Below are 16087 nucleotides of genomic sequence, written 5' to 3'. Positions count from 1 at the left end.
CACCAGCAGAGCAGTCCCGCCTTATACCAGCTGCCCCTGCTCGTCCAGCGCCGGGTACGCCTCGCCGCGCTCGCGGTAACCGGGGGCCAGGTCGGGGTAAGCCCATTCAAACGCCCAGGCGCGCAGTTCCTCGTCTTTGAACTGCGGGGTGTCGTACAGGCCGGCGGCCAGGCGCTGCCGCTGCGCTTCAAACAGAATAGTGGCGGCGGCCACCGAGACATTCAGGCTCTGCACCATCCCGAACATGGGAATCACGATGTTGGCGTCGGCGGCCTCGGCCGCTTCATCGGACACGCCCCATTTCTCGGCGCCCAGCAGCACGCAGGTGGGGCGGGTGTAGTCGGGTTCGCGGTAGTCCACGCTGCGCTGCGACAGGTGGGTGGCCAGCACGGCAAAGCCCTGGGCCTGCAAGGCGCGCACGGCGCTGACCGCGTCCTCGTGGCGCTGCACCGGCACCCACTTGTGAGCGCTGCCGCTGGTGGCTTCAAACGTGTGGCCGTCAAAGGCCGCCAGCCGCCCGCCGCGCGGCGGCACCGCGTGCGCCTGCAACACCCCCACCGCGTCACAGGTGCGCACGATGGCCGAGAGGTTGTGGGGCTTATTTACCTCGTCCATCAGCACAGTCAGGGTGGGCTGGCGCCTGCGGAGCACCCGCAGAATCTTGGCGTAACGCTCGGGGGTCATAACGCTCCAGGGTAGCGCAGGGCGCTCAGCCGGGGTATGGCGCGGCCAGGGGCCCCATCAGGGGTGAGCGCACCTGCAACTTGCGGGCGGTCCAGCCGTCGTCAGGCACCCCGGCCCGCAACGCGGCGCAGGCGCCCGCCAGCAGGTGCGCCCACCACAGCGGGGTCAGCAGGGCGCGGTCTTCCCCGGACAGAGGCCGCACCTCGGCGTACCCGGCCACCACCCCGTCATGCACCCCGCGCCAGGCCAGCGCAAAGTCGGCCACAGGGTCGGCGGGGCGGGCCAGTTCGAAATCCAGCAGGCCCGTCAGCCTGCCCCGCTGCACCCGTAGGTTCCAGGGTGTGAAATCCCCGTGAATCAGGTGCCTGGGCCGGCCCGCCGTGTCCAGGCCCGCCAGCGCGGCGCGGGCGCGCTCCAGATGCCAGCGGTACAGGCGCACCTCGTCAGGGCGGGCGGCCTCGTGGGCGCTGAGCAGGGCGTCGGTGGCGGGGTCAGTGAGCATCTCCAGGTCCGGGCGCCAGCCGGGGCGGACCGGCAGCGCCGGCAGCGCAGCAAACGCCGCGTGAACCTCGGCCAGCCAGCGGCCCCGCGCCTCTGGGTTCTCGCGCGGGGCGGGGTCACCCGGCACCCAGACGTGCAGGCTCCACCACGCCCCTGCCCCGTACATGGGAGCACACAGCGCCAAGGGCACCGCCCACCCCAGCCTGGCCACCTGCTGCAGCACCTTCAGTTCGTACCGGACCTCTGCTTCCGGGCCGTGCCAGCGGCGCAGGACGGCCCGCACTCCAGCGGCACGGACCTGCCAGTGCAGATTCAGCCGCCCGCCCAGGTCAGCCTCTACGGTCAGGCCCCAGGCCCGCTGCACAGAGGCTGGCGGCCAGGTCACCCGGCGGCCTGAAACAGCGCGGCGCCGTCCTCGCGCCGGGTTTCGGTCAGGGTGCCCTCGGCTGCCAGATACTCGGCCAGCGCCGCCGTCTGGTCCAGCAGCAAGATGGCCTGGACCGGGCGCAGGTTGGGGTACAGGGCGCCCAGCAGGTCATGAATGGTGAGGGGCCCGGTGGCCGCCGCCCGCACCGCCGCCAGTTTGTCTGCGTACCGCGCCCGCAGCGCCTGAATGCGCCCCCGCCAATCCGGCATGGGGCCGCCGTGTCCCCCCAGGGCCACCGTCACGTCCCGCAGCGCCTCCACGCGGTCCAGCGAGGCCAGGTAATGCCGCAGCCCCGCGCCGGGCTGATAGCGCTCGGGCATCAGCGGCGGCGAGTTGTGCGGCAGCAGGTGGTCAGCGCTCAGGAGCAGGTCGTCCACCTGCAAGCACACCTGGGCGCCGTCGTGGCCCGGCGTGTGGACCACCCTGAACACCCCGTCCAGCAGGTCACCGTCTGCCAGAGGGGTCTGAACCGGCACCCCACGCGGCAGCATCAGGTTCTCGGCGCGGCGGCGCAGACGGGCGGCATACGCACTGTCCAGGGGAATCCCGGCCCACACCAGATGGCCCTCTACCCCCGCGCGCCAGGCCTCCTGACGGGTCTGCGGGTGTTGCAGCGTGGGCACCGCCCAGGCGTGGGCAGCGACTGGCGCCGGGGTCAGGTCGCGCACGGCCGGCAGCCCCGCCGCGTGGTCGGGGTGCGGGTGGGTAACCACCAGGCGGTCCAGGCGGGCCCATGACCAGGCCTCACCATATGCGGTGCGCACCTCCTCCAGGGCTGCGTGGAGGTCCGCCAGACTGTCCTCGTGGGCACTGCCCATATCCATCAGGGCCGTGTAGGCCGGCGCCTGCAGCGGTCCCTGAACCACCAGAAAAGCGTTCGCCATGAAATGCGGAAAGGCCCGCAGCGGCAGGGTGTAGACCCGCGTGCCCCCAGCGGTCAGGTGGCGGGCCACAGCAGGCAGGGCGGTCATGGGCTGCACTCTAGCGGGCCCGGTCCACCCCCAAATGGGACCGTGCCCGCCAGGCCGCGCCACCTGCGGCAGCCCACGGCAAAGCCTGCCCCCCTGTCCGGGTCAGGGTGCTAGCGTCCCGGAATGCCTGCACCTTTACTGCTTGTGGTCACTGGGCTGCCCGCAGCGGGCAAGTCCACGCTGGGGGGGCAACTGGCCTGGACCCTTCGCCTGCCTTTCGTGACCAAGGACGATTACAAGGCCATCGTGCTGGCGCGGCAGCCGGGCCTGCCGCGCGACGTTGCGGGTCCCCTCAGTTTTGACCTGATGTGGCATGTGGCCGGCGTCACCCTGGCCGCTGGCCTGGACACCCTGCTGGAAACGCACTTTTATCACGGGCTCAGCGAAGCCTACATTCTGAAATTGGCGCAGGCGCACGGGGCGAGGCTGGCCCAGGTGTTCTGTCACGCGCCGCTGGAGGTGCTGCAACAGCGCCACGACGCCCGGGTCGCTTCGGGGACGCGGCCCGGTATCGACCTACCTCTGACGTACGCTCAGGCGCCGGCCTACTGGTGTCACGCGCCGCTGGACCTGGGGCCGGCACCCTGCCTGAACCTGGAGACCTCGCAGGGCGACCCGCTGCCCAGTGCCCTGGCGTGGGTGCGGGGGCTGCTTCAGGCGCAGCCGCAGGAGGGCTAAGCCGCGCCCCAGCCTGCCTCTGTCCCGGCCTTGCGACCTGCGCCACACCCAGCCTAACGCCCGTTAGGTACACTGGGCCCAGTTCACAATGGAGGTGGCCGCATGACCCAACCCCAGATTCCAAATGGCGAAACCCCCGAGCAGCACGCTGCTTTCGAGGCCCGCATCGCGCGCGGCGAGAAGATTGAGGCCGGCGACTGGATGCCCGCCGAGTACCGCCGGCAGCTGATCCGCATGATTTCCCAGCACGCCCACAGCGAAGTGGTGGGCATGCTGCCCGAGGGCGAGTGGATTTCCCGTGCCCCCAGCCTCAAGCGCAAAACCATCCTGATGGCCAAGGTGCAGGACGAGGCTGGCCACGGCCAGTACCTCTACCACGCCGCCGAAACGCTGGGCGCCACCCGCGAGGACATGCTTCAGGCGCTGCTCTCGGGCAAGGCCAAATACTCCAGCATCTTTAACTACCCCACCCACACCTGGGCGGACGTGGGCATGATCGGCTGGCTGGTGGACGGCGCCGCCATTAAAAACCAGACCATGCTGGCCGGCTGCTCTTACGGCCCCTACAGCCGCGCGATGGTGCGGATTTGCAGCGAGGAAACCTTTCACCACAAGCAGGGCAAGGAAATGATCGTGGCCTACGCCCAGGGCACGCCCGAGCAGCGCCAGATGGCGCAGGACGCCCTGAACCGCTGGTGGTGGCCTGCCATGATGATGCTGGGGCCGCACGACGCCGACAGCACGAACACGGGCGCGCTGGCCGGATGGGGCATCAAGCTGAAGACCAACGACGAGGTGCGCCAGGAGTTCATCAACGAGCACGTCCCTGAACTGCTGGAAGCCGGCCTGACCATTCCTGACCCCGACCTGCATCAGGATGCGGCGGGCAACTGGCGCCACGGCCCCATTAACTGGGCCGAGTTCTGGGCCGTCATCAAGGGCGAGCAGGGCCTGAACCGGGAACGTCTGGGCACGCGCCAGGCGGCCCACGATGAAGGCGCCTGGGTGCGCGAGGCGCTTCAGGCCTACACCGACCGCCAGCGGGCCGAAGCCGCCGACTGACGCTTCACAGAAAGGAGGTGGTGGGAAGCGGTGAGTGGGGTTGATCTTTTCCACTTCCCACTCACCACTTCCCACTTTCTTTATTCGGAGACACGATGACCCACCCCACCCTTCACCCCCCCACCGACACCCAGTGGCCCCGCTGGGAGGTGTTCAAGCAGGACGCGCCGGGCCGGCCCCATCAGGCGGTGGGCACCGTTCATGCCGGTGACCCCGACCACGCCCTGCTGACCGCGCGCAGCGTCTTTGTGCGCCGCCCCGCCGCCGTCAGCCTGTGGTGCGTGCGGGAAGCAGACCTGCTGACCGCCACCCCCGAAGAATTGACCACCCATCCGGGGCGGCTGGACACCCCCGGCGAGGCGGGTACCTATCAGCTGGGCATCAAACGCACGCACAAGCGGTCCATGACCTTTGTGGACGTGGTGGGCACCGCCGAGGCCACTGGCCCAGGCGACGCGCTGCGGCAGGCCCAGGCCGCCCACCCGGACGCTCTGGCCTGGCTGGTGTTTCCTGATGCAGCGGCCGTCCGCACAGACGACGACCCCGGCACCGTGGACAGCTGGTTTGCGCCGGCCAAGGAAAAGACCTACAAGCAGCAGCAGTTTTACGGCGTGATCGGCCGCCACATCGGGGAACTGAAGCGCGCGGGCCTGATGCCCGGCCGCGCCCCCACCGAGGAGCAGCCATGACCGCCGCCACCGAGGCCACCCTGACCCCAGCCCAGACGGCCGCCCTGATTCGGCGGCTGACCGCCCTGGCCGACGACGAGATTGTCCTGGCGCACCGGGGCGGCGAGTGGACCGGGCACGCCCCCATTCTGGAAGAGGACATTGCCCTGGCCAACATGGCCCAGGACGAACTGGGCCACGCCGGGCTGTACCTGGGACTGCGCGCCGAGCTGGACGGCAGTGACGCCGACCGCCTGGCCTTTTTCCGGGACGCCGACGGGTACACCTGCGCCCGCTTTGTTGAGCTGCCGCGCGGCGACTGGGCCCTGACGATGCTGCGCCACTTTCTATACGACACCTTCGAGGCCCTGTGGCTGGAGGCCGCCACGCGCAGCACCTACGCGCCGCTGGCCGCCGTGGCCGCCAAGGCGGTGCGTGAGGAGAAATTCCATGTGCAGCACACGGCCCTGTGGGTCGAGCGCCTGGCTCTGGGGACGCCCGAAAGCCTGCGGCGCCTTCAGGCGGCCCTGGCCGAACTGTGGCCGCATGTGGGCCAACTGTTTCAGCCGGTGGACGGCGAAGCCGAACTGACCCAGGCAGGCCTCTTGCCGGAGCTGGGCGCGGTGCAGGCCCGCTGGCAGGACCTCGTAACCCGGCACCTGCACGGCAAATGCGGCCTGACTCTGCCGACGCTGCCCACCGAGCAGGCGCCGCGCACTGTACATACCAGTCACTTGGCGCCCCTCCTGGCCGAGATGCAGGCGGTGGCCCGCCAACACCCGGACGCGGAGGTCTGGTAACCCCATGGCCGCCTCCCCTACGCCCGGCGCGGTCTGGCAGGCCCTGAACGCCGTACCTGACCCCGAAATTCCGGTGGTCAGCATCACCGACATGGGCATGGTCCGGGACGTAACGGTGGACGGCGGCGGGCGCGTGCAGGTCACCTTTACCCCCACGTTCAGCGGGTGCCCGGCGCTGCACGTCATTCGGGACAGTATTGAGCAGGCCGTCAAGGAGCTGGGCGTGGCCGAGGTTGAAGTCAAAAGCACCCTGACCCCACCCTGGACCACCGACTGGATCAACGAGGACGCCCGCGAGCGGCTGCGCCAGTACGGCATTGCGCCGCCTGCCCCAGCCGGCGAAGGGCAGCTGATTCAGCTGGAAGCCGAGCCGACCCGCTGCCCCCGGTGCAGCAGCTTTGACGTGCGGATGACCGCCAGTTTTGGCCCGACGCTGTGCAAGCGCATGTACGTCTGCGACAGCTGCAAAGAACCGTTTGAAGGCTTCAAGAGCGTGTGAGAGCAGGTCATAGGACCGCACTCTTAGGACGGCTGTTCTGGACCCTCTTCGTCTCTATTTTCCCCATCTTGCACTTCTGGGGATTGATTTCCTATACCGCCGAATACCTCTATACCAGTCAGAACTTTAGCCTCGTGGGTGGGACTTTAATTCACGTAGGGGGTTACAAGAGTGACTGTGCCGTCAAATATAAGTATGTCGTCAGCGGAATAGAGTTTGCAGGATTTAGAGATGGTGGCAACCTGGGAGGCACAGCTCTCGATCACTCTGTGTGCCGCCGAGACATTCCAAAGGGTGCTTCGATTGGGGTGCTTTATAACCCTGCGAACCCCTCTGATTCACTTGTGGCGTCTGAGTATCCCAAGGGCGTCTTCACCCTGTCACTGATAGTCATTTCATTTTGGTGTCTTGTCATATACGCCCTCTGGAAGCCGTGAAAGTGAATTGACTTTAATAAGGAGTCCCCATGACCCAATCCACCCTGCCTACTCTCCTTCGCCCTGCCTCTTATGTCTACGGGACCTGGCACAGCAACCCCGACGGGCAAACCCTCGTGGACGCCGTGTATGGCCGCCCCGTCGCTGTCATTTCCTCGGAAGGCATTGACTTCGCTCAGGCGCTGGCCTACGGACGGCAACAGGCATCAGCGCTGCGGCGCCTGACCTTTCACCAGCGGGCGCGCGCGCTGAAGGCCCTGGGGGCCTACCTGATGGAGCGCAAGGAAGCGTATTACGAACTCAGCGCTCTGACCGGCGCAACCCGCCGCGACTCCTGGGTGGACATTGAGGGCGGCATTGGCACCCTGTTTTCCTACGCCAGCATGGCCCGGCGCGACCTGCCCGACGAGCGCTTCTGGCCCGACGGCAAGGTCGAGCGCCTGGGCCGGGAAGGCACCTTTGTGGGCCGCCACCTGCTCGTGCCGCGCGAGGGCGTGACCGTGCAGATCAACGCCTTTAACTTTCCGGTGTGGGGCATGCTGGAAAAGTTTGCGCCCAGCTTCATTGCCGGGATGCCCAGCCTGGTCAAGCCTGCGCCGCAAACGGCGTATGTCACCGAGCGCGTGGTGCGCGACATGCTGGCCTCGGGGCTGCTGCCCGAAGGCGCGCTGCAACTCGTGACCGGCGACCCCGGCGACCTGCTGGACCATGTCGAGGAGCAGGATGTGGTGGCCTTTACCGGCTCGGCGGCCACGGCGGCCAAGCTGCGGGTTCACCCCAATGTGGTGGCGCGCAACGTGCCGTTTAACACCGAGGCCGACAGCCTGAACGCTTCGGTGCTGGGCCTGAGCGTTAAGCCCGAGGCCCCCGAATTTGCGCTGTTTGTGCGTGAAGTCGCTCGCGAGATGACCGGCAAGGCAGGCCAGAAATGCACCGCCATTCGCCGGGCCATCGTGCCGGGTCATCTGGTGGAGGCCGTGACCGAGGGGCTGCGCCGCGAACTGGCCAAAGTCACCCTGGGCGACCCCGCCCGCGACGACGTGCGCATGGGCGCCCTGGTTAGCGTGGAGCAGCGCGAGCGGGTGCGCGAGACTCTGGCCAGGTTGCAGCAGGAAGCCCGCATCGTCATCAGCGGCGAGGCCCAGCTGCTGGGGGGCGACCGCGAGAAAGGCGCCTTCCTGGACCCCACGGTGCTGCTGTGCGACTCGCCGCTGACCGCGAAAGGACCGCATGAACTTGAAGCCTTCGGGCCAGTGGCGACCCTGCTGCCCTACGAGTCGCTGGACGACGCTGTTCAGCTGGCAAAATTGGGGCGCGGCTCGCTGGCGGGCAGCATAGTCACGCACGACCGCGCCGAGGCCACCAAGCTGGTGCTGGGAATGGCCAGCACCCACGGCCGCCTGCTGGTTCTGAACCGCGAGAACGCCAAGGAGAACACCGGCCACGGCTCGCCGCTACCGCAGCTCAACCACGGCGGCCCCGGCCGGGCGGGCGGCGGCTCGGAACTGGGCGGGCTCTCGGCGGTGCGCCATCACATGAACCGGCTGGCGGTGCAGGCCGACCCCACCACCCTGGCGGCCATCACACACGAATATGTGCCCGGCGCGCAGGTGCAGGAGGACGGCACGCACCCCTTCCGCAAGACCTTCGACGAGATTGAGGTGGGCGACAGCCTCCTGACCCACCGCCGCACCGTGACCGAGGCCGACATCGTGAACTTCGCCAATGTGTCGGGCGACCACTTTTACGCCCATGTGGACGAGATTGGCGCGCGCGAGGGCATCTTTGGCAAGCGGGTGGCGCACGGCTACTTCCTGCTGTCGGCCGCTGCCGGGCAGTTCGTGTGGCCTGCGCCAGGGCCAGTGCTGGCGAACTACGGCCTGGAAGGGCTGCGGTTTATAGAGCCCGTGGGCATCGGTGACACCATCCGCACCCGCCTCACCTGCAAGCGCAAGATTCGCAAGGACCTGCGCCCAGATGAAACCCGCCCGACAGGCGTGGTGGAGTGGCGAGCGGAAATCACCAACCAGGATGGCGCGCTGGTCGCCACCTACGACATCCTGACCCTGGTGGAGCGGGCACGCGACGAGTTTGATCCGCCTGCTGACACGCTAAGCGCCTGAATGCCCGAAGACGCGCGCGGCGAGTTGCAAGATGGCCGCTTTGATTTCCGGGCGCAGAAGGATGGCCGGGTGGTCGTGTCGTGGTATGGCCGCCCCGTCACCACCCTGGCCGGCCGGGACGCCGAGCGGTTTCTGGCGCGTGTGGCTGGGCTGGACGACCACGCCGCGCAACTGGTCATGGCCCGCGTAACTGGCAACTTCAAGCGCGGCAACGAGAAGGGCCGAGGCTGATACAGCTTCAGGCTTAACCCGATTGGAATGATTCGCAGAGCGGCGCAGCAGAGGAAAAAAAGGGTCGGCTGTCCAGAAACTGACCCTGCCAAGGGCCGAAGGCGGGGAAATTACCGGATGCTCCGAAGCTGCCCGGAACCTGTTTTTTGCTGCTCGCTCAGCTCGGCTTGAGCCGTTTTTGCAAGCAACTGAATCGGCAGCCGTCTCCGCCTGTTGTTCCCAGAGAAGTACCGTGCCCGGCCCAGCAGGTCTTCTACGCTCAGGCATGACCCTCATCACTGGACTGGACCATGTGCTGCTGGAAATGCCTGCGGGCGGCGAACCGGCGGCGCGTGCGTTTTACAGCGGCCTGCTGGGCCTTCAGGAGGTGCCTAAACCTGCCGACTTGCAGGCGCGGGGCGGCGTCTGGTTTGCCCTGCCCGACGGGCGCCAGGTGCATCTGGGCGTGACACCAGACTTCGTGCCGCGTCTCAAGGGGCACCCGGCTTTGCGGTGCCGGAACCTGGCGGCCTTTGCCGCGCACTGCGCTGCCCAGGGCGTGCCCACCCGCGCCGATGCCGAAGGCGGCGTGCCGCGCGTGTTCCTCCACGACCCTTTCGGCAACCGGATAGAAGTGCTTGAGGGCTGAGCGCAACTGTGTGCCACCTCTCCCCCGTTGGGGCACCGGCTGGTGGGCTAGACACCCTTTGGCCACGCCGTAGGATGAGCCATGATGGCCGCCCCCAGCCCGGTGCCGCCGCCCCTTCAGGGGCGCGTGGGCCGTGTTAAGGGCTGGGCGCTGCGCCTGATGTTTGTGGGCGGCGGCCTGGGCGCGCTGCTGACCCTGCTGCTGCCGACCCACCAGGCACCGGACCTGTGGGCAGGCCGGGCCCTGTTTCTGCTGACCGGCCTGTGTGGGCTGGGCGCGGCGGCGCTGACCTGGCGGCAACCGGGCGTACTGCGCAGCGAACGCTTTGACACCCTATTCATGCTGCTGGGCAACTTCTGCACCCTGACCTCCGCGCTGGGCGAGACGCTGCTGTTCGGCAGCCACTTCGCCGCGCAGGTGGCGCTGTGGCCGATGGTCTTTGCCGCCGGCTTCCTGAGCCGCGCGCTGCTGCGCTGGCAGGTGGCCCTGAGCCTGCTGACACTGGGCCTATTGGCCAGCACGCGCCACCTGCTGCTGCCGGGCGCCGAGCGCTGGTGGCTGGAAGCCGTCGTACAGGCGGTGCCGGTGGTGGTCACGGGCCTGACCGTCAGTTTCTTTCGCCGCGCCGCCGAGGACGAGGCCCAGGAACTGCTGCACCTGGGCCGCACCGACCCCCTGACTGGCCTGCTGAACCGCCGGGCACTCCACGCCGAGTTCGAGGGCTCGCTGACGCGCGTGCCGGCCGGACACCGGGTTGCCGTCGTTATGCTGGACCTGGACCACTTCAAGGCTATCAATGACCGCCATGGGCACCGGGTCGGGGACGAGGTGCTGCGCTGCTTTGCTGGGGTGCTGCGGGCGCACGCCGACACCCACGACCTCCTGGTGCGGGTAGGCGGCGAGGAGTTCGTGTGGCTGACCGCCGGGCCGACACTCGAAGGCGTGCTGCACCGTGTGGAGCAGGCGCGGGCCGCCCACACCGCCCATCCCGATGGCCGCGCGGTCACCGTGAGCGCTGGGGTGGCCCACGGCGAAGTGGCCGAGGTGGAGGGCAGCCACCTGCAACTGCTGCTGGACCGGGCCGACGCGGCCCTGTACGCCGCCAAAGCAGCCGGCCGCAACGGCGTGCAGGTGCATGGTCTGGCCGCACCCTGAAGCCGTTCTTTAGTTGCTGTGACCGGAATGAAGGCTCTGCAGCCCAACTCTATTCACGTGCTCGGGCAATCTTATGACTCCTGCTCTTGGCCTGCCCGTGCCACCACGGCCAGGAAACGGTGCAGTCAGCATCCATCTGAAGTCCCCGGCCGTCACCTGGCGGCGTGCCAGCCTCTCCCTTCACCGCAGCAGCACTTCACCGCCTGTACTGGCCCCCTCTGCGGCCAGCTCTCCCTTGAGAAAAAGCCGAACCAACACAGCCGCCTCTGGAAGACGGATAAAGTGTCGCGCATGGACTACCGCAACCTCGGCAAAAGTGGCCTGAAAGTCAGTGAAGTCGCCCTGGGCGGCTGGGAAACCTACGGCATCAACGAGGACGCCTCGAAGATGGTGCGTGAGATCGTCACGGCGGCCTACGAGGGCGGTGTCAATTTCTTTGACCAGGCCGATATTTACGCGCGTGGCCGCAGCGAGGAACTGATGGGCGCGGCGCTGCGCGAGTTTCCCCGGCACACCCTGGTGATCTCCAGCAAGGTGTTCTGGCCCATGAGTGACGATGTCAACGACCGTGGCCTGAGCCGCAAGCATGTGCTGCACAGCATTGACGGCACCCTGAGGCGCCTGGGCACCGACTACCTGGACATCTACTTTGCCCACCGCTACGACCCCGATGTCCCCATGGAAGAAATCGTGATGGCCTTTGACCAGGTCATTCGTGACGGCAAGGCGCTGTACTGGGGCACCTCCATGTGGCCGGCCGCGCGCATCGCCCAGGCCGTCGAATTTGCCCGCGCCAACGGTCTGCACGCCCCCGTGACCGAGCAGCCCGAATACTCGATGGTGCGCCGCGAACGGGTGGAAGGCGAGATTCTGCCTTACACCGAGGGCGCCGGGGTGGGGTTGGTCGTCTGGAGTCCGCTGGCGATGGGCCTGCTGACCGGCAAGTATGACGACGGCAAGCCCGAGGGCGCCCGCCTGACCGAGAAAGAGAACTGGGGCAAGAACTTCCTGACCGACGACAACATTCAGAAGGTGCGCGACCTCAGACCCATCGCCGACGACCTGGGCATCACCCGCGCGCAGCTGGCCCTGGCCTGGATTCTGCGCCAGCCGGGCGTCAGCAGCGTGATTACCGGGGCCACCAAGACCAGCCAGATTCAAGACACGGTGAAGGCGGCCGGTGTGCGGCTGAGTAGTGATGTGCTGGAGCAGATTGAGACGATTCTGAAGCGGTAGAAGGACAGGAAGTGGGGAGTAGAGGAATCATTTCAGGGACGGTTTAACTCGGTGCCCTGGAGGTGAGGTGGCTTTTCAAGCGCTGCCTTCTCCCTACCCCAGCCCGCGAGCCTTTCCCACTTCCTCCTACCTACTCCCCACTTCCCTTACCCAGGCGGATGCACCTGGTTGCGCCCAGCCCGCTTGGCGCGGTACAGGTGGTCGTCAGCAGCATGCAGGGCGGCAGGCAGACGTTCGGGACGCTCGACGGCGTAGCCCACGCTGGCGGTCAGGTTCATGCTGGGCAGCAGCGCCGACCACTCGTGCGCCTCGACGGCCTGGCGGCAGGCTTCGGCCAGCGCCTGGGCCTGCCCCGGTGCGCGGATGGGCGCCACCAGCACAAACTCCTCGCCGCCGTAGCGGCCCACCAGGGTGCCGGGCCGGGCCTGGGCCGCCACCTGCGACAGCAGCCTGGCCACCACCTGCAGAACCCGGTCGCCGTGGGTGTGCGAGAAGCGGTCATTGACGCTCTTGAAATGGTCAATGTCGACGAACACGGCGGCCAGCAGCGACCAGCCGGCCAGAGCGCCGCCTTCCTCCTGACGGCGCAGCAGCTGCATGCCTTCTTCCAGGCCGCGCCGGTTCAGCACGCCGGTCAGGGCGTCCTGGCGGGCCAGCCGCTCGGCTCGGCGCAGGCGGTCCTGCCAGGAACTCGCGTCGGCGCGGGCCTGCCGCAGCTCCTGGTCCAGGTGCTGGTGGTGCAGCGCGGCTTCGCCCATGTGGTGCAGCGCCGCCTGAGCACTGTCCAGGGCTTCCCGCGCCGCGCCCAGGGCGGCGGCCAGCTGACCCTGGCGCTCGTGCAGCGCACTGACCGACTGGAGAATCAGCTGGGTGTCCAGGTGGCGGCGCTGGGCGCGCACGATCTCCAGGGCAGCGCTGTACTCGGCCAGCGCGCCCGCAGGATCACCCTGGGCGTCCAGCACCTCGGCCAGCGACAGGTGCGGCTCGGTGTACAGGCGCTGCTGGGTGTGCTGGCTCAGGTCGGCGCTGCGGCAGGCGGCGGCCCGCGCGCCGTCCAGGTCACCTTGCAGCAGCAGCAGCGCCGAACGGTGGGCAGCACACAGCAGCTCGGTGGTCAGGTTGGGCACAGCCCGCAGGGCCGCGTCGGCGGCGCGCAGCACCATCAGGCCCTGCGCGGCGGCCTGCTGCTGGGCCTCGGCGCGCCCCAGGGCCCGCGCCTGCCGCGCCAGCGTCACGTACGCGTGGGCGCGGTTCTCGTGCAGGTAAGGCCAGAGGTCGTTTTGCAGGGGCGCGTCCTGCCGGTGAATGTGTTCTTCCAGCACGTTCAACTGGTGCAGCGCCCCCTTGGCGTCTCCGCGCAGGTTGGCCAGCCACGCCAGGTTAATCAGGGCGTTGCCGTAGTCCTGGGGACTGCCAGCACTTTGCGCCGCGTCCAGGGCGTCGTTCAGGTCCTGGGCGGCGCCGCTCCACTGCCCGCTGACAATCTGCGTCAGGGCGCGGTTGTTCAGCACCGCCGAACGTAGGTCTGTCAGGCCGTGTTCCTCGGCCAGGGTCTGGGCGCGCGACACAACGTCATGGGCGCGCGCGGGCTGCCCCAGGCTGGCACTCACGTAGCCCAGGCCCACCAGGGCCAGCACCGCCGCGCGCGGCGAGTCGGCGCGCAGGGCCTCGTCCAGCGCGGCCTCCCCCAGGGTCAGCGCCCCGCTGGGGGTCGTGTCGCGCACGGCACGGGCCAGGGCCACTAAGGCCAGGGCGCGGGCCTCGCCAGGGGGCGCCGCATGCAGTTGCTCGGTCAAGTGAGCGGGCGTGTCAGGGGGCAGCGCGTCCCACAGCGGCGTCTGTGCCTGGGCCGGCCTGGGCTGGGTCTTGGGGTCGCAGGCCGCCGGCATCCCTCCTATTCTCCACGCCCAGTTCAGCAGAACCCTGAAAAAGGTCTCAGTGTCTAGTGGGGGAACTGGGGGGGGTCGGGGCGAGCCAGCGGTCCCCTGCAAAAGGAGGACGCGGCCGGACTGGGCACACGCCTATGCTGACAAGAGTGAATGCCATCGAAACGCAGGACCTCCGCAAGGCCTACCGGGGCCGGGCAGTGGTGGACGGCCTGAATCTGACTGTGCCGCAGGGCGAGGTCTTCGGGTTTCTGGGCCCCAACGGCGCCGGCAAAAGCACCACCGTCAAGATGTTGCTGGGCCTGGTGAAGCCCACGGGCGGCGCACTGCAGGTCCTGGGCGGGCGGCCCCAGAGCCCTCAGATCCGCGCCCAGCTAGGCTTTTTGCCCGAGCAATTCCGGTTTCAGACCTGGATGACGGGCGAGGAATTCTTGCGGTTTCACGGCCGCCTGGCGGGCCTGAAGGCCGCCGAACTGCGCCGCCGGGTGCCCGAGGTACTGGAGACCGTAGGTCTGGGCGGGCGCGGCGGCGAGACCCTGGGCGGCTACAGCAAGGGCATGCTTCAGCGCGCCGGTCTGGCCGGGGCCATTCTGGCGCGGCCCCGGCTGGTCTTTCTGGACGAGCCCACCAGCGCCCTGGACCCCATTGGCCGGGTGGAGGTGCGCGAGATTATCGAGCGGCTGCGCGCCGACGGGGTGGCGGTTTTCCTGAATTCTCACCTGCTGGCCGAGGTGGAGCAGGTCTGTGACCGCGTGGCCTTTGTCAAGCGCGGCCGGGTGCTTCAGCAGGGCAGCATGCGCGACCTGATGGGCGGGGTGCTGCCGGTGGACATCCGGGTGTCGCACCTGCCACCGGGGCTGCTGGACACCCTGCAGGGACTAGGCGAGGTCCGGCACACCGACACGAACACGCCTGGCCGCGCCGACCTGGAACTGTGGCTGAGCGGCGAAGACGTTCTGCCTGCCGTGGCTGACGCCCTGCACGCGGCGGGCGCACGCCTGTATGCCCTCAGTCCTCGCCGCCCCGACCTGGAAACAATGTTCCTGGACCTGATTGAAGACACGCCCGAGCGCCGCCGCCGCACCGCCCAGGAGGCCGCCCATGCGTAATGTCCTGCTGATGGCCGAACTCTCGCTGCGCGAGGCCACCCGCAAGCGCCTGGTGAGCGTGCTGCTGCTCCTGAGCGCAGCCTTTTTGGGCTTCTTCCTCTACGGTGTGTACCGCCTGGAGCTGACGCTGGACCAGCGCGCACTGGACGCCGGCCTGGACGGGCGCAGCCTGACAGGGGCGTCCAATGCCCCCGTGATCTATGCCGCGCTGTTTGGCATGTACCTGGTCTACTTCCTGGGGTCTCTGATGGCCGTGCTGTCCACGGTGGGGGCTGTCAGCGGCGACATCGAAAGCGGCGTGATGCAGAGCGTCATTGCCCGGCCCGTCACCCGCGCGCAGCTGGTCGCCGGGCGCTGGCTGGGCTTTGCTGGGGTCAATGTCATGTATGTGGCCCTGCTGTCGGCTGGGCTGCTGGGCGGCATTTACGCCATTACCGGCTACCTGCCAGACGGCGCCCTGCCAGCGGCGGCCCTGCTGCTGCTGGCGGTGGCCCTGCTGACCGCCCTGACGGTGCTGGGCAGCACCCTCTTTACCACCCTGGCCAACGGCATTGGCGTTTTTGTGCTGTACGGCGTGGGCTTTACCGGCGGGATTCTCAGCGCCATCGGCGGCCTGGCCGCCACCCCCACCCTGACCACCCTGGGCCGCGCTGCGAATACTCTGATGCCCACCAACGCCCTGTGGCTGGGCGCCAGCTATCACCTTCAGCCGCCTTTTTTGCGTCAGGTAGGCGAGATGACGCGCGGCGCCAACCCCTTTTTCAGTGCCGACCCGGTGGCGCCCGCGCTGGTGGGCTGGGCCGTGGTCCTGACCCTGCTGGCAGTGGGCGGCGCCATGTGGCGCTTCAGCCAGCGGGATTTGTAGACGGCTGAAAGCGGGGCGCGCTGAGACAGCTGCCTGGAGCGCTCCCGCCACTAGAGGGCCAGTTTGCCAAGTTCATGCCCTGCACCCTACTTTTGCCGCCTTCCAAGTTCCTTCCAATTCAGTCTCT

17 protein-coding genes are annotated in these 16087 nt (G+C 68.2%); 13 read left to right on the top strand and 4 right to left on the bottom strand.

Annotated elements, in window-relative coordinates; all coding sequences use genetic code 11:
* Positions 1-21: 21 nt before the first annotated feature.
* The 3 genes from trmH to GO986_RS14195 are packed head-to-tail and all read right to left on the bottom strand — an operon-like array spanning position 22 to position 2583.
* Entirely contained in the window at positions 22-684 is a 663-nt protein-coding gene (trmH, locus tag GO986_RS14205; protein ID WP_157459972.1) for a tRNA (guanosine(18)-2'-O)-methyltransferase TrmH, read from the bottom strand.
* Between the two features lie 25 nt (positions 685-709).
* A complete protein-coding gene (locus GO986_RS14200; RefSeq protein ID WP_157459971.1) occupies positions 710-1570 on the bottom strand; it encodes a phosphotransferase enzyme family protein in 861 nt (286 codons plus the stop codon).
* Positions 1567-2583, bottom strand: coding sequence for an MBL fold metallo-hydrolase (locus GO986_RS14195; protein WP_157459970.1), 1017 nt, complete (start codon positions 2581-2583; stop codon positions 1567-1569). Before GO986_RS14195 ends, GO986_RS14200 begins: the two co-directional genes overlap by 4 nt.
* 123 nt (positions 2584-2706) lie before the next feature.
* Here GO986_RS14195 and GO986_RS14190 point away from each other — a divergent pair, with 123 nt between their 5' ends.
* From GO986_RS14190 to GO986_RS14140, 11 genes are all read left to right on the top strand, one after another.
* Positions 2707-3261, top strand: coding sequence for a P-loop nucleotide/nucleoside kinase family protein (locus GO986_RS14190; RefSeq protein WP_157459969.1), 555 nt, complete (start codon positions 2707-2709; stop codon positions 3259-3261).
* A gap of 102 nt (positions 3262-3363) precedes the next feature.
* Positions 3364-4323: a 1,2-phenylacetyl-CoA epoxidase subunit PaaA gene (gene paaA, locus GO986_RS14185; RefSeq protein ID WP_157459968.1), complete on the top strand. Its 960-nt coding sequence runs from the start codon at positions 3364-3366 to the stop codon at positions 4321-4323.
* A gap of 95 nt (positions 4324-4418) precedes the next feature.
* Positions 4419-5012 (top strand): phenylacetic acid degradation protein, encoded by a 594-nt coding sequence (locus GO986_RS14180; protein WP_157459967.1) that lies wholly within the window; start codon positions 4419-4421, stop codon positions 5010-5012.
* Positions 5009-5791, top strand: coding sequence for a 1,2-phenylacetyl-CoA epoxidase subunit PaaC (gene paaC / locus GO986_RS14175; RefSeq protein WP_157459966.1), 783 nt, complete (start codon positions 5009-5011; stop codon positions 5789-5791). Before GO986_RS14180 ends, paaC begins: the two co-directional genes overlap by 4 nt.
* Before the next feature lie 4 nt (positions 5792-5795).
* Complete coding sequence (paaD, locus tag GO986_RS14170) at positions 5796-6290, top strand: 1,2-phenylacetyl-CoA epoxidase subunit PaaD (RefSeq protein ID WP_157459965.1); 495 nt, start codon at positions 5796-5798, stop codon at positions 6288-6290.
* On the top strand, positions 6287-6727 hold the full coding sequence (locus tag GO986_RS23480; RefSeq protein WP_157459964.1) for a DUF3592 domain-containing protein: 441 nt from the start codon (positions 6287-6289) through the stop codon (positions 6725-6727). Before paaD ends, GO986_RS23480 begins: the two co-directional genes overlap by 4 nt.
* Before the next feature lie 29 nt (positions 6728-6756).
* Positions 6757-8850: a phenylacetic acid degradation bifunctional protein PaaZ gene (gene paaZ, locus GO986_RS14160; RefSeq protein ID WP_157459963.1), complete on the top strand. Its 2094-nt coding sequence runs from the start codon at positions 6757-6759 to the stop codon at positions 8848-8850.
* Positions 8851-9081: a hypothetical protein gene (locus GO986_RS14155; RefSeq protein WP_157459962.1), complete on the top strand. Its 231-nt coding sequence runs from the start codon at positions 8851-8853 to the stop codon at positions 9079-9081. It begins immediately after the preceding gene.
* Positions 9082-9346: 265 nt separating this feature from the next.
* On the top strand, positions 9347-9709 hold the full coding sequence (locus GO986_RS14150; RefSeq protein ID WP_157459961.1) for a VOC family protein: 363 nt from the start codon (positions 9347-9349) through the stop codon (positions 9707-9709).
* Between the two features lie 81 nt (positions 9710-9790).
* The gene (locus GO986_RS14145) at positions 9791-10864 is read left to right on the top strand and encodes a GGDEF domain-containing protein (protein ID WP_157459960.1); all 1074 of its coding nucleotides are present in this window, start codon (positions 9791-9793) and stop codon (positions 10862-10864) included.
* Positions 10865-11155: 291 nt separating this feature from the next.
* Positions 11156-12100, top strand: a complete 945-nt coding sequence (locus GO986_RS14140) for an aldo/keto reductase family protein (protein WP_157459959.1) — start codon at positions 11156-11158, stop codon at positions 12098-12100.
* A 146-nt stretch (positions 12101-12246) separates the two neighbouring features.
* On the opposite strand, the gene GO986_RS14135 is transcribed toward GO986_RS14140, so the two are convergent.
* Positions 12247-13989 (bottom strand): GGDEF domain-containing protein, encoded by a 1743-nt coding sequence (locus GO986_RS14135; protein ID WP_157459958.1) that lies wholly within the window; start codon positions 13987-13989, stop codon positions 12247-12249.
* 134 nt (positions 13990-14123) lie between these two features.
* Here GO986_RS14135 and GO986_RS14130 point away from each other — a divergent pair, with 134 nt between their 5' ends.
* Both GO986_RS14130 and GO986_RS14125 read left to right on the top strand, forming a co-directional pair.
* Positions 14124-15095 carry an ABC transporter ATP-binding protein gene (locus GO986_RS14130; RefSeq protein ID WP_157459957.1) on the top strand — a complete coding sequence of 324 codons (972 nt, stop codon included), beginning with the start codon at positions 14124-14126 and terminating at the stop codon, positions 15093-15095.
* Positions 15088-15960: an ABC transporter permease subunit gene (locus tag GO986_RS14125; protein ID WP_157459956.1), complete on the top strand. Its 873-nt coding sequence runs from the start codon at positions 15088-15090 to the stop codon at positions 15958-15960. Before GO986_RS14130 ends, GO986_RS14125 begins: the two co-directional genes overlap by 8 nt.
* Positions 15961-16087 lie beyond the last annotated feature (127 nt).

The sequence above is a fragment of the Deinococcus arboris genome (assembly GCF_009755355.1).
Taxonomy (GTDB): domain Bacteria; phylum Deinococcota; class Deinococci; order Deinococcales; family Deinococcaceae; genus Deinococcus; species Deinococcus betulae.
This window is presented reverse-complemented; position numbering and strand designations above follow the sequence as displayed.